This window comes from Treponema sp. Marseille-Q4132 (genome assembly GCF_014334835.1).
In the GTDB taxonomy this organism is placed as follows: Bacteria; Spirochaetota; Spirochaetia; order Treponematales; family Treponemataceae; genus Treponema_D; species Treponema_D paredis.
Window position 1 is genome coordinate 1,985,542 of the sequence record NZ_CP060591.1, and the last position, 25,171, is coordinate 2,010,712.

Consider the following 25,171-nt stretch of genomic DNA (forward strand, 5'->3'; position numbering starts at 1 on the left):
CCGATTGTTATTATGTTTTCCTCTAAAAAAAGCCGGTAAGCGGCTGCCTACCGGCTTTTATGTTTTTTTTACTTTGTCAGAACCGCCATCTCGTAATTCTTTGTTGTAAAGTACGCGGCAATAACTTTATTTGCATAAGTACCGTTTATAGGCGCCCCTTGGCAAATCGTGTACTGCTGAATACCGTTACTTGCCGGCACCGTCATCACAACCCAGTTGCCGGTAAACTTACCGCTTTCAACACCGTTTTTAACGACTCCGTCGGAACCGATGCCGTCTTTCAGCCATGCAATGCGGGCGGCATTTGCCGAACCGTAAAAACCGTTATGGTAGTAGCTGATGTACGGAACCTGCTTGGTGCCTTCTTTGCGTACACCGATTTTAAGAAGGGTACCGGGATTCATATAGGTATCGACCTTAACAACTTTAAAGTCTGTAGAAGCAGGCTTTGTTGTTCCTGTCACTTTATCCGGCGGCAAGTAGGTATATTTAACTCCGCCTTCTCCGCTGGAGTAATAGCCGATATGAACGCCGTTATCATCATCAACAACAAGATCAATAAAGAGCGGGGCTGCACCGTCAATGCGTACGGCATTACTTTGCCAAGCGGTCGTTTTTTTATCGGTTCCCGTAGGAGCGATATAGGTGCTATCAAAATCCTTATAGCTGTATACAAGAGCACTGCTATTCGAATCATACCAGGCAACTACGGCACGATCTGTAGTAGTATTCAATTCAACCAATCCGACGCCTACATAAAGCCCGCTTCTATACGTACTGCTATTGCTGTCGGCGATAATTTCATAGCCGTTTGCGGAATAATCACCGTTTGTAGGTAAGTCATACCCCAGGCCTTTATCCATAGATGTCCACGAATCGGTACCGACAATTCCGTATCTGAATTTTACCGGCGGATTATCATTATTGCGATCATAATATGCCAGAGCTATTCTTGCCTTGTCCGTATCTAAGCCTTTGCCTCGTATAGCAACCTTAGGAATTTGAATACGATTTACATCATAGATTTCCCCTCCTGAACGACCTTGATTAAGAGACCCTTCAAGCCGCCGTTTTCCCGAACCATTTACATAGTTATTACGTTGACTGGGTTTCTGCTTTGCTACAAAATTGAAGCTGGTTGTATCACCGCCGCCTTTATCCGTATTAGTCGAACCTCCGTAAATATTTCCCGCTTCATCATACGCTACAACAGTATTGTGAAATTTACTATGGGTAGTTTCATACGCATAAGTATCGTTATTCATATCGCTGATACCATTTAGCAGTCGCTGGTTTTTCAGCATAAAGAATTTCATAGGAGCAGCGCCCCCGAGACTTCCCAGCGACATATAAAATCTTGAATCCTTATCCATCACAAACTGCGGGCTTTCCATTGCATTGTTATTGATAATAGGTTCCATCTTCCATACAAAAAGCTTACGTTTTGCATTGAGGATATCGTTATTAATTCCGTTGCCTTCAATATTGTACGGCTTTATAATATCCACCTTGTTGTTGACGGATTCGATAGAACCGACCTTAACGGACAAATCGCCGCTCGTATGCGATGATGCAATGGCTACGCTGTTTAAATTCGTACCGAGCGAAGAGGTGCCGAGCATAATCGTTCCGCCTGCGAGATTAAAGCCTTTTACTTTAATCGTTTCACCTGCCCGTACCGGATATTCGCCGGTTGAAGCGCGCGAAAAGGAGCCTTTATTACTGCTGTCGGCACCTTCTAAACCGGTTACTATCTCCGTAATATACGGAACAACGTTTACCGTTGTTTTCGGCTCGTTTGCAGTATAAGCGTACATAGAAACCGTAGTTGCTTCAATGGGGACGTCATCTTCAAGCGTTGCCTTATTACCTGTTACGGTTCTTATACGTGTAAGGTATTGCGTTTCGCCTTTTGTAAACACAACGAACTGTCCCGGTTTTTTATCTGCGAAAACAGCGTCTTCCGCAGACCTTTTTTCACTCCGGGTAACGCCTGTTGTTTTGGCTGTAGTCACTCCGGTGTCGGAAAATGTCGTTGTTCCATCATTAGCTGTTACTTTAATGTCTTTCGCAAGGCCTACGCCTATCTTTTCGGTATCCCAATCAATTTGCCATGTAACGTAATAACCAAGATAGTCGGCACCGAGTTTTTTAACCGTTAATACGATACCATCCGCTGAAGTTATTGTTCCAGCCGTCCAAGTGGAGCCGCTGCCGGAAAGCGCAGCTGTTAACGTTTTACCGGATACCTCAGCCGTAATTGAATCGATTTTAATATTGTCATACGCAAAACCGCGTAGGGTAACTTTACCCGAAACGGAAGAGTGATCGTTACCTAAGCTGTTAATCTTTGCAATTTCCACATGCCCGTTGGCACGTTTGTTTTCGTATAGTGAGTTATCACCTTCGCCGTTCCAGTGGAACGGAAGGATGACAACCGTAGGCGGCGTACTGTCGAGAGCATCGAAAAGTGTATTGATTTTAACTTCGGCAAAAGAACTCTTTTCAAGCGGAACTGCGCCGGTCGGGCTGCAATCGTGTGCATTGTCCCACAGTTCAAGAGTCAATTCTTTGGTTGTTTCGCCCGTAGTATTTCCGATCGTATTCAAATTGGCTTGGCTCAATATTATGATACCGTTGTTGCTGATATCCTGCATATAGTGCCCGGCTAAAACCGCATTGTTGTATTTCAGACTGTATTTAATCTGTCCTTCTCCGCCGGTAAAATTCACCTTTATTTTGGAATTATTTTCATTTTTAAAGGCAAATGCACTGCTGGTATAATTCGCGGTAAAGTCGAGATTAGAGTCTACGTCTATATCCTTGAGGGCTTTGTTCACATCATTATTTACGAACTCGACAGCACTTCCTCCTATGTCAGTAACGAGCGTTATTGTCTTTATCTTTATCGGCTTGTTTTTTACCCGCACATCGACAGGAGGAGCATTATATTCATTACCGCTCTTGTCGGTTATCTTGTAATGCAGTGTTCCCTTTCCGTCTTTAAGCGAACCGAGATTTATCTGTCCTTTCCAAGTAACCTGCCCGCCGAGCTGCCGCGTTATTTTATTCGTATTATCGGTTTCGGTTATAATCGTATGGGTTGTTGACCCATTATCTACCGTAACCCATGCCTCAACTTTTGCAACACCGGAACCGTCGTCGTTGGCAACGCCTTTTACGATCCACGGACTGGAGGAGCCTTCATTATATATCAACACTTCCGGTTTGTAGAGGATATAGTTGTATTCTTTGGCTTGTATCGAAGGAGTAAAATTCACCGTACTTCCCGATACGTCCGTTACCGTCAGTTCGGTATTTTCGGCCAGTATTTTAGCGCCTGCGCCTGAAGATGCATTTGCTCCCAAGTCCCGTAATTTGTCGGCGAGAGCGGTGTTCGTCACCGAAGAAGTACCGAAAACTCCGCTGTTGATATACATGCTTGATCCGAATACTCCCGTCGGCGGCGTCGTATCGAAGCGGAAGGTAAACGTACTGTCAGACTTTAGGCCTGTGTTTGTATTCTCTGTAATTTCAACCTTGATCGAAAAGTCATTACCCGACATGCCGCTTATATTAAGCGGTATGCTTAACGCATAGCCCGAAACACCGCCTGCATTATAAGGTGTAAGCCAGCCGGAAGGCGCCGTAGTCTGCGTATACGATATACCGCCGCTCATTTTGCTCGAGGTAATTTTAACTTCTTTTATTCCCGAAGGATCGGTCAATTTTGCCGTAAGTTTTTTGCCGCTTCCGATCCACATATTCGTTTCATAATTTTGCGGCGACGGCGGCGCCGAAACATTTTCGATTTTTACGTCGGTGATCAACGGCGCGTCTTTATCGACGATTATTTTTATCGGCGTCGTCCATTCACCGAGTCGTCCGTTGCTTTTATTTTTTGCACGGAGTCTGAAATAAACGTCTTGGCGCTGTGATGTTCCGTTGAACGCGCCGTTTCCGTTTATTTCAAGACGCCATTCAGCACCGCTTTGTCCGGGGCCGGAACCCGTTCCCGGAACGACTTGTCCGTCTCCGCCTTGATACCAATCGGCGGTGTATCCGGGTCCGTTAGTTCCGAAGGTCATATTCGACGCATTCGTAAAATCAGAAGTCTTTGAAAACTGTACATATACCTCACCGACAGCGCTTGGTCCGCCGGTAACAGCGCTTGCCGTACCGAAAATTTGTATAGTACCGCCGACAACAGCATCCGCTTGTGGAGAAAGTACTCTTACAACCGGCTTTGTTCCGTCGGGATTAAAAAGAATTTCTTTTGTTGAATCAACGGTTGCATTGCCGAGTATATCTTCGCTTCGGATATAGAGCGGTACTTTATAGTAGGAGCTCGAGCCGACTCGAGTTCCGTAATTTTCCGGATGAGCGCTCATCGTGTCCAAATTGACATCGGAGATGTTCCACGAGCCCTTTGTAGATGTGGTCATATTTTGCCAAGAGGGATCATCGAGAGCGGGTGTAGAAGCTTTTCGCCCCAGTATATATTTTGTACCGGTTTCTTTCACGCCCGATCCCGTTCCGTCGGTGATGGTACCCGAAATAGTGATTTTACCGGCTTGAGGGTCGGTAGGAAGGGGATAGCTTATATCAACGGATGGGGCGGTCGTATCGATAATAAAATCTATATCATCGCTGTCCGTTCCTCCTCCGGAACTTACCGCAACAAAATAAATTTTGTGATCTCCGTCGGTAAGTTTGTGACCGGGATTGCTTACGGGATTGTTGATATCGACCGTGGCTTTATACCGTATACCGCTGTCTAAAGACAACTCGTGAGCCGGCGTATGAGGAACGGTTGCACTATCGATATTGTAGTATACTTTACCGCTGGTTCCCAATCCGGTAACGTCCGCTTTGATTTCGAAATTTTCTTTTTTATATTTATCCATGTCGCGAACGGGCCTGACGCGGGCTCCGCCGCCGCCTGAGAGATATTTGCATACGAATAAACCGTCACCGGCCGAATTGCCGTCATTATAAGCTACAAAGCTGTTCGTATGGCTCTCATTCGAACTGTCCGTTCCTTCGACAAGTATTAAATAATTGCCTTCCGAAAAAGAAGCGGGCAATTTGCATTTTACCTTTACGATACCGCCTTCTTTTCTTACAACTTGGTTTGCCAAATCCGCAGCGGTTAAATGTTCGAAACTTAAAAGCTCCGTTTTGACAAGATTTGCTTCTGTGAAATTCTTGAGACTGTCGCTTTCATTTCCCGTGCCGTTCCATTTGTACAAATTTATTTTTATATTGCTTGCAGTATAATTTGAAAGAGAAGAACCCTTGATTATGGGATTTCCGTCTTTATTCGGGATCAAATCGATGTTTATAAACGTATCGACGTTTTCTTTAAAAACCGCAGATGAAATATCGCCTAAATTGAAGGAATCCTTTGTCAAATATCTGATATTTGCGACTCTGAACCCCGGGGATTTATTCGGATCCAATTTAAAGGTACTGCGTTTCGCTTCAGAACCGTTCATCATTTTACGGTTATTTTTTAATGCATTTTTCGCATCGGTATCGTTACGTAAAGCCAATATTTTTTGATCATGCTCATTTTTTACAGAACCTTTTTTGCCGGCAAAATAATCGCTGATCACTTCTTCCGTATACCCTTTTCCCGAAACGACATCGTATATATCGTCCTGCAAATAAAAAAAATCCGATCCGTTACCTTCCGTATCGGGAGTACTTCCCGTAAATTTCCGTGCATTGTCGTATAAAGAAATTTGCGCTTTAATAATATTTGCAGGCCTGCTTGCCTGCAATGCATACAACGCATCACCGTCGGCTGCAGCTTTTATATTTATATTCTTTCCTACATAGTCTTTTTCAATACGGATATTTTCATCGGCAACGATCAATAATTTTTCAACGGTATTTCTTTCACCTGCCTGTCCTACCACCGAAAAGACCGCTCCGTAACCGTCCGCCGGTTGATTTGTCGTATCGGCTGCATCTATCGTCGTCGACGGCCGCGAAACGATAAACACCGGCGGCGTATTGTCGATTTTATAATTTTTCGTAAACTTGGACGTTTTACCGCCGTTGTCGGTAACGGTAACGATGGCCGTGTATTCGCCGTCGGGTATGGGGTACACTTTTACCAAATCATGTCCGGGTTCCGTACCCGTTGATTCGTTGTTTATACTTGCAGTCCACGATGTATTGTAGGCGCCCGGCGCGGAAAGTTCGGCCTGAAAAGAGCGCGTTCTGTCTTTCGTTTCTATGTTTTCAAAAACGATTGAAACCGCTTGTACGCCTTCGTCGTCTTTTGCCGTTCCTTTCAGCACAAAACTTCCACGTATGGGTGTTTCGCCAGCATCGGGATAGGTGATTTCGCCGTTCGGCGGTAAAATATCCACGCTGCCGCCCAGGGCCACATTTTGCGGGCAGGCGGAGTATAAAATCAATGTTAGGGCAAATAATGCGGAATATAAAAATCCCGAGAGTATTCGCTTATTTTTATTTTTCAGTACCGTGTTTTTCATAAACATACCTCCAAAAATTTTGCGTGTCCGTATTCTTTTATCAGAATACGTTGACGCGTACTCCGCCGCTTAAGTGCGGCACAATCGATTTGATCGACGGTGAATTGACGTCGGTCGTGATGAACCACAGCTGTCCTTCGGTAAAGAACGAGAACGAGCTGAAATATTTTCGTTTTGCCAATTTTACTCGCGGGAATTCGAGCTGAATCAAACCTGCCGGCAGCACTTGCGGTTTGCCGCTTTGTGTTTCGCTGAACAGTGAAAACTGTGCGCCGAGCGCTACATTCAAATACAGCCACTGCCAATCCGGCCCGAAATAATAGCCGAAGGGCAGTTCGAATACGTTCGCCAAAAGTTTTAAAGAGCCGACGTGTCCGCCGTAGCGGATTTGCTGCAGCGGCAGATTGCGCACTTTATAAAAGAAATCGAACTGATCTTGCGTAAATTGTCCGTAATGCAGCTGGAGTTTTACGTTGTCGTCGAAAAAGCTTAAGCCCACACCTGCGTTCCACAGCGTCGCGCCCCAGAATCCCGCTTCGAAATGAAGACCCTGTATGAATTTCGGCACTTCGTATATCGATTTGTCGCCTTTGCGGAGTGCGGCGCTCGTATCCGCGAGACTGACATTGTCCGACGTCAAGCCCGCAAACGTTATGTTTTCGTTATAGCGTCCGCCTTCACCCGGAGAGATAAGCGTTATATTCGGTGCGGTTTTATCGATTCTGATGATCGTCCGGCATATAGCGACTTCTTTATTTTCCATAACGGCGCGCACGAGTAAAAAGTGATAGCCTTCCTCCATATCTTCCGTTTCGAGCCGATAGCGCCAGCCGTTTTTGAGTTTTGCCGGAACGAACGTGCGTCCGTTGTTGAAACTCACTTCAACCTGCTTTAAGCGTTTTCCCGCAAAAATCCGTTTTGCGTCCGCAGATGCGTCTTTTGCGGAGGCGGCATCTTTTTCCTCCTGCGAAACGGAATAACCGGCCCTGCCTTTCAAATAGGGTCGGTCGATCGCGAAGTCTCCCATAGCAAGGTTGTCGATCGTGATCCACGGCCCGTTTTCTTTGTACTGCACGGAAACGCCGCTTGAAATCACCGCTTGATTTGCGGGGAGGATACCCTTGATTTCGATCGTATGTTCGCCTTCGCTTATGACATCCGCATTCAAGCGGAACGATGCATACGAAGTGCCCGTCACATCGGACGTCATGATTTGTTTGCCGTCTACGAAGAGCGATACCTGTTGTATATTCGTCGAAGAATCGACACGGCCGTATACGTTGAACTCGCCGAACAGCGTTTCGCCGTTTAAAGGATAGAGCAGTTCGATTTTATTTTTATCGGCTTTCCGCGATACGTCGAAGTTTACGGCGGCTTCGTTCGTATTGCCGGCTTTATCGACGCCTGATATTTCCAGATTGTAGCGTCCTTCCGGCAGCGTGGAAATATCGATGTTTTCGGCGACGAGGAGATCGTTTTTAAGTTTTATTTGAGCGAGCGATGCTGGAACCGCCGTATTCGAAAGGCTTTTTATTTTCAGCGTTACGCCTTCGAGAGAGATATTGTCCCGCGTTTTTCCCGATACGAATAAATTTTTATCGAGCCGGGAGCCCGCCAGCGGATATTCGATTTTCAAAACGGGCGGCGTGTTGTCGATATTGATTAAAGTGGACGATACCGATTCCTGTCCGTATTTGTCCACCGCTCTGATGAGTACGACGTGGGTACCGTCGCCGATAACCTGCGTGTTGAGCGAATAGTTCCATTTGTCTCCGCCGTTCGCCCGCAAAAAACTGTTTCCGTTGTTCACCGATATGTAGACGCCTTCGATACCGTTCGCATCGGAAGCCGTACCGGTTATCGTTATAAGACCCTTTACCGTTTCACTGATGTCGGGCGAAGTCATTTGTGCCAGAGGCTTTGCGAGCGACACTCTGATTTTTCGTTCGACCGGCGAGCTCTTTATACCGTAGATATCTTCGCCGTATATACTGATCGTATGCTCGTTGTCGGTCAAAGATGAAAGAGCGATCGGAATGGAAAACGTATGCTTGACATCGAGCGCCGTATACGCTTTGTTGTCGATCCTGTAGTAGATTTTCGCCGGAGCGTCATCGTCGTACACAATACCTGAAATTTCGAAATCTTCGACTATAACCTGATTTTCAAACGGCAAATGTATTTCGACGACCGGAGCGTCCGAAGCGGTATCGATATCGAAATCGTATCGGTTGATGAGCTTAACGTTTCCCGCCTGGTCGGTAAACCGAAACTGCATGTTTTTGCTTATCGGATCGGCTGCGCTTCCCATGACGGTGTTCGAAAGCGAAGCATAGGGGAATTCCTTCCATGCCGAATTTTTATCTTCGGTTTTGTACTCGGCTTTTACGCCGCCGAATTTTTCATCGACGGTAAAAGCAGCCGTTATGGAACCGTTTACTTTATCGCCGTTTGCGGGCATAACCATGCGTACGTCCGGCGCTTCGGTATCTTTTATAAAGATTGCGTGTTCCGAAACTTTTTTGCCGGTATCGTCCGTTGCGGTGACGGTGAGGAAAAGCGCTCCGTCGGGGAAAGCTTTTACATCGAGCGTTTTTTCAAAGCGGCCGTCGATCGTTCCCGTTAAAACTTCATCCGAAGAAGCGGACGATAAGCTGTAATCGAGCGGCAGCCGGGTACCGCTTACGCTGCCCGAAAAGACGAGCGAATCTTTTACGTAAACAGCGTTTTTGTTAAGCATTATTTTAAGAGAAGAGGTATCGGCGGAAATGTCGACGCTTTCGCTTATTATTTCACGACCGTCGCTCGTGCGTACTTTTACGCGGACGTCTTTATAAACTCCGTCTTTTGCAGCGCTGATTTTTACGATGCTGCCTTCAACTTCGCAAGAGAGGCCTGCCGCTCCGGTCAATTCGGCGCTTTCGATTTCTGCGCCGTCGGCCGAATAAAACAAACCTTCCAAAGGTTCGCCCGTGATGAGCGCGGCATTTCCGATCCGCTTTCCGGCCCATGCAAAAGAAACCTGGTCGCTCGTGTCGCCCGACTTGCCGTTGTCGGCGATGCCGATGAGCAGTTTTTGTGTCGAAGAGCGGCCTGCCGTATCGGTTGCGCTGACGGATAGGGTATATATTCCCGCGCCCGTTTTGTCGTTTACGGGAGGACGTAAAATGAATTCCGTCTGGCCTTCTTTTATAACAAGCGATCTTTCTTCTTCGCCGTTAAAACCCGCACTCACTTCGCGTAAACCCGCTTCCGCTTTTATGCGGACGGCCGTCGAAACTTTATTTTGCGCGCCGTATAAGGGGATGACCGAAGTGCCCGACTCGAACGTAATGACCGGCGCTTTTCCCGTTAAAGAAAACTGAACGCTTTGCACGTTTCCTTCCGTACCGTCGGCATTTACGATGTACGCGGTAAGCGTGTGGTTTCCTGCCGGAAGTTCGTCTTCGCTTGCTGAAAACGCGATTGAAGACGAAGAAAGCATAAGAGATTTTTCTTCGCCTCTGTCGATTTTATAGCGGATTTCGGACGTCCTGCCGTAGGCCAAGCCTGAGATAAAGAGAGCGCCGTCTATTTTTTCGCCCGCTTTCGGACTGACGATTTCCAAAACGGGTTTGTCTTTCGCTTTATCGATTTCAATCTTTTTTTTCTCACGCACGACGTTTCCGGCAATGTCCTTTGCCGCAAATTCGATAATAAGCGATTTTGCATTCGTACGTGTAAAATCGAATTCTTTGACCCAATAATCGTTGCCCGGCGTTACGGAAATCTCTCCGCTGTCTTTTCCGCATACCCACGTAAGAGATTCGAGTCCCGTACCGTCGGATACGCGTCCGGCGACGGAAAAAACGCTCGGAAACGTTTCGGTGTCATTGTCCGGATATATGAATGAAAGTGAGGGCGGCACATTATCCACGAAAAATAAAAAGGTATAGATTCCCGTCGAGCCCTGTTTGTCGACCGCTTTGAACCAGCACACGTTCGGGCCGTCCGGAAGCAGCGCCGTTTTTACGGGGAGTTTAAAAACGGATCGCTTTTGCTTTTTATCGTAGGAAAGGCGGACTTCTTCAAATTTGTTTCCGTTATCGAGCGAATAAAACAGACGGTCTATGCCGTTTCCGTCTTCAACCGTTCCTTCCAGCTGTACGGTTCCCGACACCAAAGTGCCGGCTCCGGTATTCGTAACGCTTGTAACGGGGAGGCGTCTGTTCAAATTGAAAGAAGTTTTTACGCTTTTTCCCTGCACACCGTTGATATCGGTACCCCAAACTTCTATCGTATGCAAACCTTCGTCCAAAGACGCCGTATTGAGCGTATACGACCAAAATTCGGTACCTTTTGCCGTATATATTTCTTCGCCGTCGTCGATACGGAACGACACTTTTGTAACGGCATCATCGTCATAGCAGGTTCCGATAATATCGACGTTGCCGGCTACGTCCGCTCCCGATGCGGGAAAGGCGATCGAAGTAACGGGCAGATCCGAATCCGGATCTATGTACATATTGAAAGGTCCCGCATAGCCGACATTGCCGGCCGTATCGCGGGCGGTGATGAGGATATTGTATTTCCCCTTTTTTTTTGCCGAAATATCGACCGTTTCCTGCCAGCTTTTACGAGAAGCGAGATCGGTTTCGGTTATATCTCTGGAACCGAAGGCATGGACGGCGCCGAGCGCACAGCAAAAAAACACAAACGATGCAAGTCTTTTCATAAACTTCCTCTCTTACCGGACACTCCGATAAAATATTTTAAAGGCAGCCGCCCGAAAAAGGCGATCTGCCGATAAAAAACATGAATCCGCTTCTTTATCGGTATATGCATTAGAAATCTTTACTTCGGCAATACCGTACCGACGAAAGGATTGTGCGCGGGCGGCGCAGGATGATCCAATCTCACCACAGGATGTGTACCGAAGTATTTTATCTAAAAACACTAAAAAAGCCAAAACGTCCATATTTTAGCATAACGATAAAAAAAAGACAAGCGGTCGTCCGCTTGTCTTCGATATGATACGATGCAATTTTTGTACGATTTACGTTCGGGGCGAAGTACCTGTATGTCGAGCAGACGCCCCTTTGTTTTGCGACAGCCCTTTTTCAGGCGCGGGTTTAAAAATACAGTCGCAGTCCGCCCGAAACGATTGCGCCGAATTCCGTCGGGTATTCGCTCGTGTCCGCAATGTGATAGTTGTGTTTTCGGTTGTCGTTCGGAGTCCCGTCGATTACGGTAAAATAGCTGTAAACGAATCCGACGTCGCCGTATATCGTCAGCGGCACTTTAAATTTGCGAAGCGAATATTCTCCGCCGATTTTTACGATGTGAAACCATTGGTATGCGCCGTCGTGCAAAAAATATTTCCGCATAGCGTCGCGGCCCTCGGGATCGAGTTCGGAATATATCGAACTGCCGCGCACCGCCTGGCCTCCGTGTTCGGCTCCGTGTCTGATAAATTGATATTCCAAATGTGCCGTCAAGGCGGTAAGAGGCGAGCTTTCCACACGGATGTGCAGTTCATCCGAATTCGGCGGAAGATAATAACCGAGATTTTCGCCTGCGCTCATGTACGCTTCGGTTATATAATGCGAATACCACGGCGCTTTATTGATGGCGGTATGCGTATAACAGAAAGGTTCGATTTTTGTATAGCGGCAAGAAATCGTTGTAAACGGAAGGAACGGAATACTTGCTTTCATGCCGACTTGCGTTGCATACATATTGCGCGTCGCGTGGATGAAATCTCCGAGCAGTCCCGTTACCCGGCTGAAGCCGTTGAATTCGTCGAGAAAGATCGATGCCCATACGGTGCCGATTTTCGGATATGTATAAGAGATATTGCCGAACAGTGCGATATTATCCAAATCGCCGATATTGTTTTGATAAAAAACTTTGTCGGTCAGCGGGAAAAAATATCCCAGCTCGAAGCGCTTCGGCCAAACGGCGGTCGTTCCGAAATCGGCATGGATATATTTAAAATTGAATTCGAGCATTGCGATCGAATACGCGTTTTGAAAAAACGCCGCGTTGTCATAATCGCCGTGATCTTTTTTACTGTTGTATATCTTTCCGACAATATATGCGCTGTTCGGAAATTCGAGGATGCCGGTAAGCGTCGAAAGCGAAAACCAGCTGAAAGGAGAGATTTCGGCTTCGAGCGCAAGAAAGGGGTGTGCGGCGCCTCCGAATACGAGGCTTGCACCCTTGTCCATACCCGCCCATTCGCGCGAAAGGCGTCCGAATCGGATAAATATTTTATCATCGAAAACACCCGCCGCGATTTCCGAATTGATTCCGAAGCCGCCGGCGCCTTCATCGCACCAGCCTTCGAGACCGCTTGCCGTCAAGTCGCCTATTTTGTATACCGAGCCGTCCCATGTTTTACGGTGTGAAAACGGAAAAAACGCTTTGTTCGCATAAGTTTTAATCGTGCGGTCGGCGGAGCCGTCTTCAGTTTCTGTAAACCACCATTTTCCGATGCTGTAAGTTCCGAGGTTTTTCAGTACGGCGCGAGAAGCATTGCCGAACAAATTGAAATCGTAGGAAAGCTGCGTTCCGAAATCGCCTCTTACGGAAACCGTAGGCAAAAACCTAAAGCCCCACTGGTCGTCGTCTTTATTGTTGTAGATGCCGCCCGAAGCGAATATATCCGCTTTGAACGTCAGATCCGCCGTCGTACGGAGCTTTCCCTTTCCTTCATAATAATATCCGCCGCGTAAACCGTCTTTTCCGGGCTTTCTCTTAAATCTTTCGAGCGCATCGAATAAAATGTCCCGTTCCGTTTTCGAAAGCAACGGCGTGTCGGACGCATCGGATGCCGCGATGATTTCGTTGATCGCGTTTATAACCGTTTTTTCCGAATACGGTTTTACTTTCGGCATCGCTCGGCAAAGACCGCGCAGTTCCGCCTGTGCGATAATTTGATATACCGGATGTTCCAAAGGAACGGCGGCGTATGTTTGCGCAAAAAGCGCCGCGCCGGAAAATACGAAAAGCGCCGCGCAGACCGTGATACTTAACAATCGCTTCATAAAAACCTCTGTAAAAAAATCGATGCAAATTTATTATTGCAAAATCGTTAATCGATGATTTCTCCGAGGATGATTTCATCGATCTTTTTTATCATACCCCCGATGCCGTCCGAAACGAGGGCCGCAACGAAGGGACGCGCGATGATTACCTGCGACGCTCCGTAAAAGAGCGCCGTTTGTATATCATGGCGCGTTCTCACTCCGCCGTCAACCCAAATTTCGCCGCAATATTTTTTGATTTCTTTTCCGTATTCGGCAAGGAATTCAGCCGTGCTTCCTTCGCGCGTATCGATGCGCCCTCCGTGATTCGAAATGAAAGCTATGTCCGGTTTGACTTCTTTTACGAGTTCGATATCTTCTTTGCAGAAAATTCCTTTTAATGCGTACGGTACGGAAATTTTTTTTCTGATTTCCGAAATCAGCGCAGGCGTCTTTTTTTCCAGCTGTACGAGATTCCGCATCGTTTCAATATTGTACGAGTCGATATCGTTGCCGATTATTTCCGCAACGTCGCGGGCTGCCTCGATGCGGTCGAAAAGCTTTTCGTTCGGATAGGGTTTTAAAAATACCGCCGCTTTCAAATCCGGTTCCGCTTTTTGCAGTTTCCGTACCGCATCGAGCCCGTAGTGCAGTTTATAATCGGGGTAACCGTCGCCGACGCACAAACCGATGTCTCCGTACCGCGCGGCCGAAAAATACGGCAGATAAAAATATTCTTCTTTTTCGAAGCCGATATTCTGTACCGCACCGGTAACGGGTCCCGCCCGCACCGCGCTCGTTTCAACGGGTATCGATAAAATCGATTTGATCGTTCCGTCCGATACCGCCTTTTGCCGAAGCTTTTTCCATCCTTCGAAATTCAATTTGAAATTTTTATTATTGTTAACGCCGCCCATGCCCGGCATCTGTCCGATACAGCCTCTTCCGTCGCATACGGAACAAACGGCGCATTTGAATTCAAAACGGTTCGCCACGATACCCATCCATGTGCCGCATTATAGCCGAAACGTCCGAAGTTTTCCACTAAAACCGGATATAAAATCTGCCGATATTGATAGAACGGAAAACGAACGCGGTTTTTCAAAAACGCGTTTGAATTGCAAACTCGATTATGGGAGTATCGATGGAACGTTTGAATAAGCTGAAGTACGCTGCGGGTGTCGTATTGCTGCTTTTTGCGGCGGTTTTTTCTCTCGCGCTTATACTGCAGCCCTTCGATTTTATCGCATATACTGCGGGCTTCGGTGCCTCTTTGTTTTTACTCGGCACTATGCTTTTTTCGATATACGGATTTTCGAGCATACTCATTCCCGCGTTTTTATTTGCAGCGGCGATGACATGTTTTTCGGGAAAATGGACGGCACGAAAAGCGATGCGTCTTTTGACGGCCGCCGTTCCGTTTTTTACCGCCGTAATCACCGAAAACATCTGCAAAGCGATCGGCGAATTCAGTGCCGATTTTACCGGCATAAAAATCGGTGTTACGATCGCATTCGGCATCATGCTTATCGTCATAGAATGGCTTGGAGCGGGCATCATTGCGGATAAAATTACGCAGTCTGCAAAACGGAGAGGATTTGAAAAAATCCCGCGTGAAAAAACAGGAGAGGAAACGGACAGCGGAACGCACGATGAAAAAAGAACTGCTTCCGATTTTTCGGCGGACGATACGGAAGTTGAAAACGAGGGCGAAAGCGATCCTTACGAAAGCGCACGCGAAATCGATTCGCTTGCAAAAATGCCCGCCCGCAAAACGAATGAAAGAGGGGAGGCGTTTTCGAAAGAGAAAGAGTCTTCATCCGATATTGTTTCCCCGTTTGAAAATGTTTTTGATGAGGCCGGCGGCGATCGAGGCGATGCCGAAGACGGCGAAAAAAGCGGTGCGGAACGAAAAGGAGAAGATGCGTCGGCGCTTATTTCCGAAGAGGAATTTACCGCGCTTACCGCTCGCGACGACGCTCCGCTCGGCGAAATCGAAGAGCTTTCATGGCCTGATTTTCCCGAAGAAAACGCCGGCGCTTCGTATTTGGCGAGCGATGAGGATACCGGTGAGAGCGGAAAAGAGGAGCGCAAAACCGTACCGTTTTGGGAAAGAGAAAGACCCCGCAAAGCTGAAGATATGATTTCGTCGGAAGAAGACGATTTTTTGCAGGATTCGGATGAAAACGGAGCTTCCGATGACGAAAGCGTTTTCGGAGACAGATTCGAAACGGACGGATCGATAAATTCTTCCGATGAGCTTTTGCACGGTGAATCGCTCGATCCCGATTTTTTCGATGTCGATTTGAACGAAGAAACGGACGATACGGCGTTCGACGGAAAAACGAATACCATATACGATGTCGATTTGAGCAAAGCGGGCACGGCATCCGGAAATGAAACACCGCGTGATTTTGCCGGAAACGTTTTCAACGATATGGATGCCGACGTGCGGAAAAATTTATCAAATTTTAATAATTCTCTTTCGGCGGGCGTTCCCGTTATCGAAGACGGGCGTACCGTTTCGGGGGCGGATGCAACGACTTCGAAAGAAGAACTCGAAGCATTTTTCGGCAGCGCACGGGAAAAGGAAATTCCCGCTTTAAAGCCGGAGCCCGTAAAAAAGATGAAACCGAAAGGTCCGTATAAAATTCCTGCGAATTTATTAACGGAATATAAAAACGATCAGTATTGGATAATAGACGAAGAAACGAAAAAGGCTTCCGCCGAACTCAAAGAAACGCTCAACGAATTCAACATCGAAGCGGATATCATCGGCATAAAAAAGGGACCGGTCGTTACGATGTTCGAATTGCTTCCGGCACCGGGCGTCAAGCTCAGTAAAATCGCAGCGCTGCAGGACAATATCGCTTTGCGTCTTGCGGCGAGCAGCGTCCGCATCGTCGCGCCGATCCCCGGAAAAAAAGCGGTCGGCATCGAAATACCGAACAAAGAGCGCAGCATCGTCAGTTTCCGTGAAATCGTCGAAAAGGATATGAGCGAATACAAAAAGATGTCGGTACCGGTCATCCTCGGAAAAGACATTCTCGGAAAACCGCAGATTATCGATCTCGTAAAAACGCCGCACCTTTTGATCGCGGGCGCTACGGGCTCCGGAAAATCGGTGTGCGTCAACAGTATGATCCTTTCGATTTTGTACAAGCGCTCGCCGCAGGAAGTAAAACTTATTTTAATCGATCCGAAAATCGTCGAACTCAAACTCTATAACGATATCCCGCACTTGCTCGTTCCGGTCATCACCGAACCGAAAAAAGCGTTTCAAGCGCTGCAGTGGGCGCTGTGTGAGATGGAGCGGCGCTACGCGCTTTTGGACGGTATGGGATGCCGCGATGTGGCGAGCTACAATAAAAAGATCGAAGAAAAACACATAGCGACGGAAAAGATTCCGTACATCGTTTTGATCATCGACGAATTTGCCGATTTGATGGCGACGACGGGCAAAGAACTCGAATCGACGGTCGCCCGTCTTGCGGCGATGAGCCGCGCGATCGGCATACACTTGGTACTCGCAACGCAGCGGCCTTCGACCGACGTCATCACCGGATTGATTAAAGCGAATATTCCCGCGCGTATCGCGTTTATGGTCGCCTCCGGAATGGACAGCCGGATCATCATCGATCAAGTCGGTGCGGAAAAATTATTGGGCAGAGGCGATATGCTTTATTCGAGCGCCGTCAATCCGTTTCCCGTGCGCATTCAGGGGACCTTCGTCAGCGATCAGGAAGTTGAAGATGTCGTCAGTTGTGTGAAAAAATACGGAGAGCCGGAATACATCGACGAAGAGATTTTCGTGCCGGAAGAAGAAGAGAGCAGCGAGCCGAGTTTGTTCGACGGCGAAGATCCGCTGTACAATCAGGCGCTCGATATCGTCGTGCAGTCGGGAAAAGCGTCGGCATCGTACATCCAGCGAAGGCTTAAAATCGGCTATAATCGCGCGGCCCGCCTCGTCGAAGAGATGGAAGCGCGGGGCATTGTAGGACCGGCGAACGGCAGTAAACCTCGCGAAATCATTCACATACCCTAAGCTCGGCACGTATTTTCGGAAAAAGCGTGCTGCAAGCGGCTTGTGCGCAAACGGGACATACCGTATATGCCAGCCGCTTTTCCGGCGCTTTTATTTTTTTGTAATGACTACGGAATTATCCGCGTTGGAATACGGGGCGGGAATATATTTATCCGCCTGCCAATCGTTTTCCCAGCGCTGCCCGTCGATGAGGTAGCGGAATTGATATTCTTTATCCGTGTCGAGATCCAGTTTGACTGAAAAAGATCCGTCTTTGTTTTTTTTCAAGGGCGTTTCGGTGCTGCTCCAGCTGTTAAAATCGCCTGCAATATTGATCGTTTTCGCCGTTCCCGCGGCATCGGGAAGCACGGTGAACGTGACGGAACATTTTTTTCCGTCTTTTGAAAAGGATTTTTTAAGCGACATGGAAAACCTCCATATATTTTACTTTATAATATACTTTTTGCGAGCGCTGCAAGCGGCTGTTGCCAATCGACTGCAAATAGTATACTATACTTTCATTAATAAGTAAACAAATATTTCGGAGCTCTACGATGAATAATAAACGATATCTCTTTACGTCCGAGTCGGTAGGCGAAGGACATCCGGATAAAATTTGCGACCGTATTTCCGACGCCGTCCTTGACGCTTGCCTCGCCCGGGACGCGGAAAGTCATGTCGCATGCGAAACTTTTGCAACGACGGGTATGGTGCTTGTCGGCGGTGAAATTACAACCGGGGGCACGCTCGATATCGAAGGGATCGCGCGCGATACGGCAAGAAAAATCGGCTATACGGACGCCGCCTACGGTCTCGACTGCGAATCGATGGCGGTTCTCAACGTCATCCACAAGCAATCGCCCGACATCAATCAGGGTGTCGTCGGCAAAGGTCTCAAAGAATATACCGGTCAGCAGGGTGCCGGCGATCAGGGGATGATGTTCGGCTTTGCGTGCAGCGAAACGCCCGAACTTATGCCCGCGCCGGTCATGTACGCGCATAAACTGCTTTTAAAAGCGGCCGAACTGAGAAAAAATAAAACGATTCCGTGGCTGCGTCCCGACGCGAAAAGCCAAGTGACGATCGAATACGAAGGACACATTCCCCTGCGGATCGATACCGTCGTCGTCTCTCACCAGCACGATCCTTCGGTCGAACACGGTGAAATCAAAGAGACGATTATCGAACGGATCATAAAACCCGTACTCGATGCGACGGGTTTGCTCGACAAAGATACGAAATACTTTATCAATCCTACGGGGCGTTTCGTCACCGGCGGCCCCCAGGGGGATGCGGGATTGACAGGACGCAAAATCATCGTCGACACATACGGCGGTATGGGCCGACACGGAGGCGGCGCATTCAGCGGTAAAGATCCGTCGAAAGTCGACCGGTCGGCAGCCTATATGGCGCGTTATATCGCAAAAAACATCGTCGCCGCGGGCCTCGCCGACAGAGCGGAAATCGAACTCGCGTATGCGATCGGCGTTCCCTTTCCCGTGTCGATTATGGTCGATACTTTCGGTACGGAAAAAGCGCCGGTCGAAAAAATTACGAAAGCCGTAAAAGAAATCTTCGACTGTACGCCTGCGGGTATCGTAAAAACGCTCGATCTCAAACGTCCGATCTACGAAGCGACGGCGGCCTACGGGCATTTCGGCCGCAGCGAATTCAGCTGGGAAAAAACCGACAAAACCGATGCGCTCAAGCGCGCCCTGACATAATTTCATGACACTGCTGACAGAGCGGGAAATCTGCACGGTATTCGACCGTTTTAAAAAGCACAACCCCGATCCGAAATCGGAACTCCAATGGAAAAATGCGTATACGCTGCTCGTGTCGGTCGTGCTTTCCGCTCAGGCGACCGACAAAAGTGTCAACGCCGCAACCGAGTCTCTCTACAAAATCGCGGACACGCCTGAAAAAATGATCGCTCTCGGACAAAAAAAACTTGAAACCTATATCAAGTCGATCGGACTCTATCATACGAAGGCGGCGCACATCATCGCTCTCAGCAAAATCCTCATCAACGATTTCGGCGGAGAAGTGCCTTCGACGCGCGAAGAGCTTATGAAGCTTCCCGGCGTCGGCAGAAAGACGGCGAACGTCGTGCTCAATGTCGTCTTCGACAAACCGACGATGCCCGTCGACACGCACTTGCTGCGCATCTGTCCGAAAATCGGACTCGCCGAAGGAGCAACTCCGCTTGCAGTCGAAGAGAGCCTCGTCTCTCGCGTTCCCAAGCGATATATGCGTCACGCGCATCACTGGCTCATCCTGCACGGACGCTATGTGTGTACCGCGCGAAATCCGAAATGCGATACCTGTATCATAAACGACATCTGCAAACACAATGACGTTTTAAAAAATTAATAATCGGCAAGAGGTTTAAGATGGACGAATCGACAAGCGCCGTAACGATCGGCGTACAGCAGGCGCAGGAACAGATTTCCAAACACAAGGAGACGCTCTTTGCGTGGGTAAAATCGTTTTTTACGTGGACGAATCTTTTTCGCGCTGCGGGAATGCTCTTCGTCATCGGCATCATTTGGTTTTTGTATAAGCTCGCCTTCCATGCGCTCAATCGCGTAAGCGAACAAAAGATAAACAAACAGAACAATCTCGCCCTGCATAAATTATTAAAATACGTTTTTTACTCGGTCATCGTCATGTACATACTCAGCTGCTTCGGTATCAAGCTTACCGCTTTGCTCGGAGCCGCAGGTATTGCGGGGCTTGCCGTCGGTTTTGCGGCGCAGACGACGGTCAGCAACGTCATCAGCGGACTCTTCGTCATAACCGAAGGCGTCGTCAAAGTCGGCGACCGTATCGTCGTCAGCGGAGTTACCGGAGATGTCGATTCGATCGATTTGCTTTCGACGAAAGTGCACACGCTCGACAATCAGCTTGTGCGCATTCCGAATTCGTCGATCATCAATACGACCTTTCAAAACAATTCGTATTACTCGACGCGGCGCATAACGTTTGCGATCGGTCTGAAATACGGTACCGATATCCGCTATGCGCTCGACGTGCTTTTAAAAGCGCCCGAGCTGTGCGAAACGGTTATCAAAAAGCCTGCGCCCGCCGTATGGGTGGACGGCTTCGGCGACAGCAATATAAATATGACCGTCGCGGTGTGGTGCAAGAGTTCCGATTTTCTCAAAACGAAAAACGATATGTTCATCGCGCTGATGCGCGTTATGAACGAAAACGGTCTCGTCACATCGTATAACTGCGTCGAAATCGTACCGCACGACGATTCGACCCCGGTGCCGCCGGCAAAAAAATCCGTCGCGCGGCAAAGCTAGCGCTTTTTACGGCAGGCACGACATATCGAGCTTATCGAAGCCTGAGAGCAGTGTTTTCGCAATTTTAATAATTTTTTCCGCGTCGCCTTTTCGTTCTCCTTCGATGTTGAGCGGCATAACCGGATCGTGGAGGCTCAAGCGGAGAAGCATCCAGCCCCGCGCATCGCCGCCTTTGAACGAAACGCGGATCCCCTCGTAAGATTCCGGAAGCTCCCAGCCTGCATCTTCGGCTCGCTTTTTAAAAGCGTCGAGTACGGTTTTGCCGTAAGTTTTAAAATCGTCCGTGCCGATTTTAAAGCGGTATTCGCATTCTTCGACGAGCGGCGGCAGCCGCGCGATGAGGCTGTCTATAGTTTTTCCTTCGGCTTTCGCTTTTGCGAGCGCGATGATCAGTTTTACCGCGAGGAAAGCGCCGTCGTCGAGATAGTAATTGTCTTTGAGCGCGCCGTGTCCCGACGTTTCCATCGCAAGCGGCGAAACGATGCCCTTTGCGTTGAGCTCTTTGCATTTGTTGATGACGTTTTTGTAGCCGCGCATATAGCGCAGATGGCGTAAGCCCAGCACTTTTTCCAAAAAATACGTAAGCCTGTCCGACGTTACCGAATCGGTAACGATCGTTCCGCCCGGATAAGAAGGCGCCAAAATCGCGGAAATCATCGCGATGATCGCATCGCGATTTACTTCGGCTCCGGTGTGCAGCACGGCGGACATGCGGTCGACATCGGTGTCGAAAATCAATCCCAAATCGGCGCCCGCTTCGACGGTCGCGCTTCGTGCGGCTTCCATTGCAGCTTTATTTTCCGGATTCGGGATGTGGTTCGGAAACATGCCGTCCGCTTCCAAAAAGCGGCTGCCTGCAGTATCGGCTCCGAGCGGCTGCAAAATAGACGAAACGAAAAAGCCCGCGCATCCGTTTCCCGCATCGACTGCGATCCGTAAACCCGAAAGCGGTTTGTCGCTTTCGGATTTTGCAAGCTCCGCGCAGATAGTTTTCCGCAAGTGCGCGGCGTACAGCGAAAGCAGGTCGAAAGAGGCGAGCGGCGAATCGGAAAAAGCTTCACTGAGCGATGCCGCGCTTTTCAATATCGATTCGATATCGTCGTGTTCGAGACCTCCGTCGCGGTCGAAAAATTTTGCGCCGTTTCTGTTGAACGGAAGATGGCTTGCCGTCATCATCACCGCACCGTCGTATTTCGTTTCGGGAAATACGGTCGACATAAACATAGCAGGAGTCGTCGAAAGGCCGCAGTCGACCACTCGCGCGCCTTGAAAGGCCATGCCTTTTGCAAGGGCGGTCGAAAGAGAAGAGCCCGAAATGCGGGAATCGCGCCCGATCCCGATCGTGAGTACGGAAAGGGGTTTATCGATTTTTTTTGAAAGCCACAGTACAAACGCCTGCCCGATGCGGCTGCACGCCGCTTCCGTAAAGTTGACGTTTTCGCCTTCGACGCCGCTTACGGCGATGCCGCGGATATCGCTGCCGTTTTGCAATTTCATCATATCGCTGTTTGCCATAGTTTCAGTATATAGAGAAAAGAAAAATTATATAAGAGCAAAAAAATCCGAGCAGTGCGCAGGATTTTTTTGCGCCTCCTATGAAAGAAAAACGGCTCGGCCGTTTTTCGCCTCCGGACTTATTCGAATAAATCCGAGCAGTGCGGAACTTGCAACGAGCGCGGAGCGCGAAGTTCCCCGCGCCCCTTGCAACGAGCGTGGAGCGCGAAGTTCCCCGCGCCACTTGCAACGAGCGCGAAGTGCGAAGTTCCCCGCGCAGAAATCTGCGCGCGTCTCCTATGAAAGAAAAACGGCTCGGCCGTTTTTCGCCTCCGGACTTATTCGAACAAATCCGAGCAGTGCGCCACTTGCAACGAGCGCGGAGCGCGAAGTTCCCCGCGCAGAAATCTGCGCGCGTCTCCTATGAAAGAAAAACGGCTCGGCCGTTTTTCACCTCCGGACTTTCCGAAACTCGATTATTAAAAATGCCGACACCGTGCCGTCGCGCGGTGACGATTTGACAAAATGCCGTATGCATATATACAATAAAAATAATTATGGTACAGGTAACGTATACGGATAAGCGTTCATTTTCGATTTCAATCCCGTCCGAGCTTACGGAGGGAAAGCGGCGTCTTACGAGAGAAGAAATCGAAATACTCGAAAAAAATCAAAACACATCGGACGATCCTTCGTGGCAAAATTTTTACGTTGATGCCGAATGCTTTGATGCCTCTCTCATACGCGATTCGTCGTTTTCCGGTTTTACCGTTTTGGGAAAGCTCCGGCGGGCAATGCTTAAGTACCACGATCTCGAACTCGAAGAAGGTATCTACAATTCCAAATTGATAAATGCCGTGACCGGCGACGACAATGCAATCCGGAACGTCGCGTACTTTGAAAATTATCGGCTCGGAAAAAACGTCATGCTGTTCAATATACAGGAAATGAGCTGTACATCGCATTCGAAATTCGGCGAAGGGATTTTAAAAAAGAACGAGCCTGAGGAAAACCGAATATGGATCGGCGTCGCGAACGAAAACGGCGGCAGGGAAGTGCTTCCGTTTAAGAGTATGATTACCGCAGACGCATATCTGTGGTCGCGCTATCGGGAAGACGGCGCTCTTATGAAACGTTTTGTCGCGCTCACGGAAAAAGGCGCCTCAAGCGCAGAAACTACATACGGAATTGTTAAAAATAACGCCGTCATAAAAAATACGACGCTTTTAAAAGATGCCGAAATCGGAGAATGTGCATACATCAAAGGTGCGTTCAAATTAAAAAATATTACGGTATTGTCCTCGGAGGCGGAACCGTCGCAAATCGGCGAAGGCGTCGAAATGGTAAACGGCATCATGGGTTCGGGCAGCCGCGTTTTTTATCAGGCGGTTGCGGTGCGCTTTGTCATCGGCAAAAACTGTCAGCTCAAATACGGCGCGCGGCTTTTGAATTCGGTACTCGGAGACAATTCGACCGTGTCGTGCTGCGAGATTCTTAATAATTTGATATTTCCGTTTCACGAACAGCACCATAATTCGTCCTTCCTCATCGCGTCGACGATTATGGGACAGTCGAATATCGCATCGGGAGCGACGATCGGCAGCAATCACAATTCGCGAAGTCCCGACGGCGAGCTCGTCGCTTCGCGCGGATTTTGGCCTTCTCTTTCAAGCGATTTTAAACACAACAGTCGATTCGCGTCGTTCGTGCTCGTTGCAAAGGGTTCATATCAATACGAACTCGATATCCCGTATCCGTTTTCGCTCGTCGCGCTCGGTGAAAACGGAGACCGGAGCGTGCGCATTTTTCCGGCGTGGTGGTTTATGTACGATATGTTCGCGCTCGTCCGGAATCGCTACAAATTCAAAAAACGCGATAAGCGGATCGTGCCGGTGCAGCATATCGAAACCGATCCCTTTGCGCCCGATACGATGCAGGAAATTATGAAAGTTCTTGAGCGCATTGTCCGGTTGAAAGCGGAAGAGACGGCACGGCTTTGCGGACGGGCGGATGCGAAAGAAGGGGCGGACGGCAGCGGAGATCATTCGTCTGCAGATAATCACGGTGCAAGCTGCGGCGGTGAAAACGGTGTGGTCGAAGCGGCAAAGATCGAAGAAGCGAAAGCGTTTTTCGAAAAAAATCCCGACGCCGATTTTACCCTTTCCGATGCACAGTGTCAAAAAAAATACGGTGCGACGATATTTCGTCCGGCGTATGCGTATCATCAATACAGGAAAATTATTAAATATTTTGCCGCAAAAACGATAATCGAATATTGCGATGAAAAAAATATCGTCTCCGTTTCTCCTGCCGTTCTTGCCGATATGGCGCGCTATCCGCTGTACACCGAATGGGTCAATGCGGGCGGACAGATTATCCCGCTCGAAAAAATCGATGAGCTGCGTGAAAAAGTAAAGCGCGGGGAGATGTCGAGCTGGGACGAAGTGCATCGGTTTTACGATGCGTGTGCGACTTCGTACCTCGCCGACAAAACGCGCTATGCGCTCTATCTTTTGGAATATATCTACGGCATTCCTTTTGAACGATGCAGCACGGAGCAGTGTCGTAACCTCGTCGAAAGCGTCATCTCCGTTTCAAACGATATGTATGAGTTGTCGGTATCGTCGCGTGAAAAGGATTATACCGATTATTATCGAAAGATGATCTACCGGAGCCGCGAAGAGATGGACGCGGTACTCGGTACGATCGACAGCGATGATTTTTTAACGATGTTGAAAGACGACACGGAACGCTTTAATAAAAAATTGTATCACGTATTTGCACTGTAAGCGCGTGTTGAAGCGGTTCCGTATTTTTCGTGTAAAC

Annotated in this window: 12 protein-coding genes; 6 read left to right on the plus strand and 6 right to left on the minus strand. The window is 48.5% G+C overall.

What is annotated here, in order from left to right; translation table 11 throughout:
- Positions 1-68 precede the first annotated feature (68 nt).
- On the minus strand, positions 69-5,618 hold the full coding sequence (locus H9I35_RS09100) for a hypothetical protein (protein WP_252722638.1): 5,550 nt from the start codon (positions 5,616-5,618) through the stop codon (positions 69-71).
- 430 nt (positions 5,619-6,048) lie between these two features.
- Between H9I35_RS09100 and H9I35_RS12470 the strand changes: the two genes are divergently transcribed.
- A complete protein-coding gene (locus H9I35_RS12470) occupies positions 6,049-6,192 on the plus strand; it encodes a hypothetical protein (protein WP_252722639.1) in 144 nt (47 codons plus the stop codon).
- A gap of 357 nt (positions 6,193-6,549) precedes the next feature.
- On the opposite strand, the gene H9I35_RS09105 is transcribed toward H9I35_RS12470, so the two are convergent.
- The 3 genes from H9I35_RS09105 to H9I35_RS09115 all read right to left on the minus strand — a co-directional run bounded on the left by H9I35_RS09105 (position 6,550) and on the right by H9I35_RS09115 (position 14,520).
- A complete protein-coding gene (locus H9I35_RS09105; protein WP_187419096.1) occupies positions 6,550-11,223 on the minus strand; it encodes an Ig-like domain-containing protein in 4,674 nt (1,557 codons plus the stop codon).
- A 397-nt stretch (positions 11,224-11,620) separates the two neighbouring features.
- A complete protein-coding gene (locus tag H9I35_RS09110) occupies positions 11,621-13,537 on the minus strand; it encodes a hypothetical protein (protein WP_187419097.1) in 1,917 nt (638 codons plus the stop codon).
- 47 nt (positions 13,538-13,584) lie between these two features.
- Positions 13,585-14,520 carry an alpha-hydroxy-acid oxidizing protein gene (locus H9I35_RS09115; protein WP_187419098.1) on the minus strand — a complete coding sequence of 312 codons (936 nt, stop codon included), beginning with the start codon at positions 14,518-14,520 and terminating at the stop codon, positions 13,585-13,587.
- 140 nt (positions 14,521-14,660) lie between these two features.
- On the opposite strand from H9I35_RS09115, the gene H9I35_RS09120 reads away from it, so the two are divergent.
- Positions 14,661-17,561 (plus strand): DNA translocase FtsK, encoded by a 2,901-nt coding sequence (locus H9I35_RS09120; RefSeq protein WP_187419099.1) that lies wholly within the window; start codon positions 14,661-14,663, stop codon positions 17,559-17,561.
- Between the two features lie 90 nt (positions 17,562-17,651).
- Here the strand turns inward: H9I35_RS09120 and H9I35_RS09125 are convergent, their stop codons facing one another.
- Positions 17,652-17,966 (minus strand): isoamylase early set domain-containing protein, encoded by a 315-nt coding sequence (locus H9I35_RS09125; RefSeq protein WP_187419100.1) that lies wholly within the window; start codon positions 17,964-17,966, stop codon positions 17,652-17,654.
- A 128-nt stretch (positions 17,967-18,094) separates the two neighbouring features.
- On the opposite strand from H9I35_RS09125, the gene metK reads away from it, so the two are divergent.
- The 3 genes from metK to H9I35_RS09140 are packed head-to-tail and all read left to right on the plus strand — an operon-like array spanning position 18,095 to position 20,851.
- On the plus strand, positions 18,095-19,264 hold the full coding sequence (metK, locus tag H9I35_RS09130; RefSeq protein WP_187419101.1) for a methionine adenosyltransferase: 1,170 nt from the start codon (positions 18,095-18,097) through the stop codon (positions 19,262-19,264).
- Positions 19,265-19,268: 4 nt separating this feature from the next.
- A complete protein-coding gene (nth, locus tag H9I35_RS09135; RefSeq protein WP_187419102.1) occupies positions 19,269-19,913 on the plus strand; it encodes an endonuclease III in 645 nt (214 codons plus the stop codon).
- Positions 19,914-19,933: 20 nt separating this feature from the next.
- A complete protein-coding gene (locus H9I35_RS09140; RefSeq protein WP_187419103.1) occupies positions 19,934-20,851 on the plus strand; it encodes a mechanosensitive ion channel family protein in 918 nt (305 codons plus the stop codon).
- A gap of 6 nt (positions 20,852-20,857) precedes the next feature.
- On the opposite strand, the gene H9I35_RS09145 is transcribed toward H9I35_RS09140, so the two are convergent.
- Entirely contained in the window at positions 20,858-22,366 is a 1,509-nt protein-coding gene (locus tag H9I35_RS09145) for a phosphohexomutase domain-containing protein (protein WP_187419104.1), read from the minus strand.
- A 536-nt stretch (positions 22,367-22,902) separates the two neighbouring features.
- On the opposite strand from H9I35_RS09145, the gene H9I35_RS09150 reads away from it, so the two are divergent.
- The gene (locus H9I35_RS09150; RefSeq protein WP_187419105.1) at positions 22,903-25,134 is read left to right on the plus strand and encodes a DUF4954 family protein; all 2,232 of its coding nucleotides are present in this window, start codon (positions 22,903-22,905) and stop codon (positions 25,132-25,134) included.
- Positions 25,135-25,171: the final 37 nt, after the last annotated feature.

What these genes read in the sequence shown, in the direction of transcription:
- H9I35_RS09110 (WP_187419097.1), bottom strand. Translation starts at nt 13,537, where the DNA reads ATGAAGCGATTGTTAAGTATCACGGTCTGCGCGGCGCTTTTCGTATTT.
- H9I35_RS09125 (WP_187419100.1), bottom strand. Translation starts at nt 17,966, where the DNA reads ATGTCGCTTAAAAAATCCTTTTCAAAAGACGGAAAAAAATGTTCCGTC.
- H9I35_RS09150 (WP_187419105.1), top strand. Translation starts at nt 22,903, where the DNA reads ATGGTACAGGTAACGTATACGGATAAGCGTTCATTTTCGATTTCAATC.
- H9I35_RS09140 (WP_187419103.1), top strand. Translation starts at nt 19,934, where the DNA reads ATGGACGAATCGACAAGCGCCGTAACGATCGGCGTACAGCAGGCGCAG.
- nth (WP_187419102.1), top strand. Translation starts at nt 19,269, where the DNA reads ATGACACTGCTGACAGAGCGGGAAATCTGCACGGTATTCGACCGTTTT.
- H9I35_RS09115 (WP_187419098.1), bottom strand. Translation starts at nt 14,520, where the DNA reads ATGGGTATCGTGGCGAACCGTTTTGAATTCAAATGCGCCGTTTGTTCC.
- H9I35_RS09145 (WP_187419104.1), bottom strand. Translation starts at nt 22,366, where the DNA reads ATGGCAAACAGCGATATGATGAAATTGCAAAACGGCAGCGATATCCGC.
- H9I35_RS09120 (WP_187419099.1), top strand. Translation starts at nt 14,661, where the DNA reads ATGGAACGTTTGAATAAGCTGAAGTACGCTGCGGGTGTCGTATTGCTG.
- H9I35_RS09105 (WP_187419096.1), bottom strand. Translation starts at nt 11,223, where the DNA reads ATGAAAAGACTTGCATCGTTTGTGTTTTTTTGCTGTGCGCTCGGCGCC.
- metK (WP_187419101.1), top strand. Translation starts at nt 18,095, where the DNA reads ATGAATAATAAACGATATCTCTTTACGTCCGAGTCGGTAGGCGAAGGA.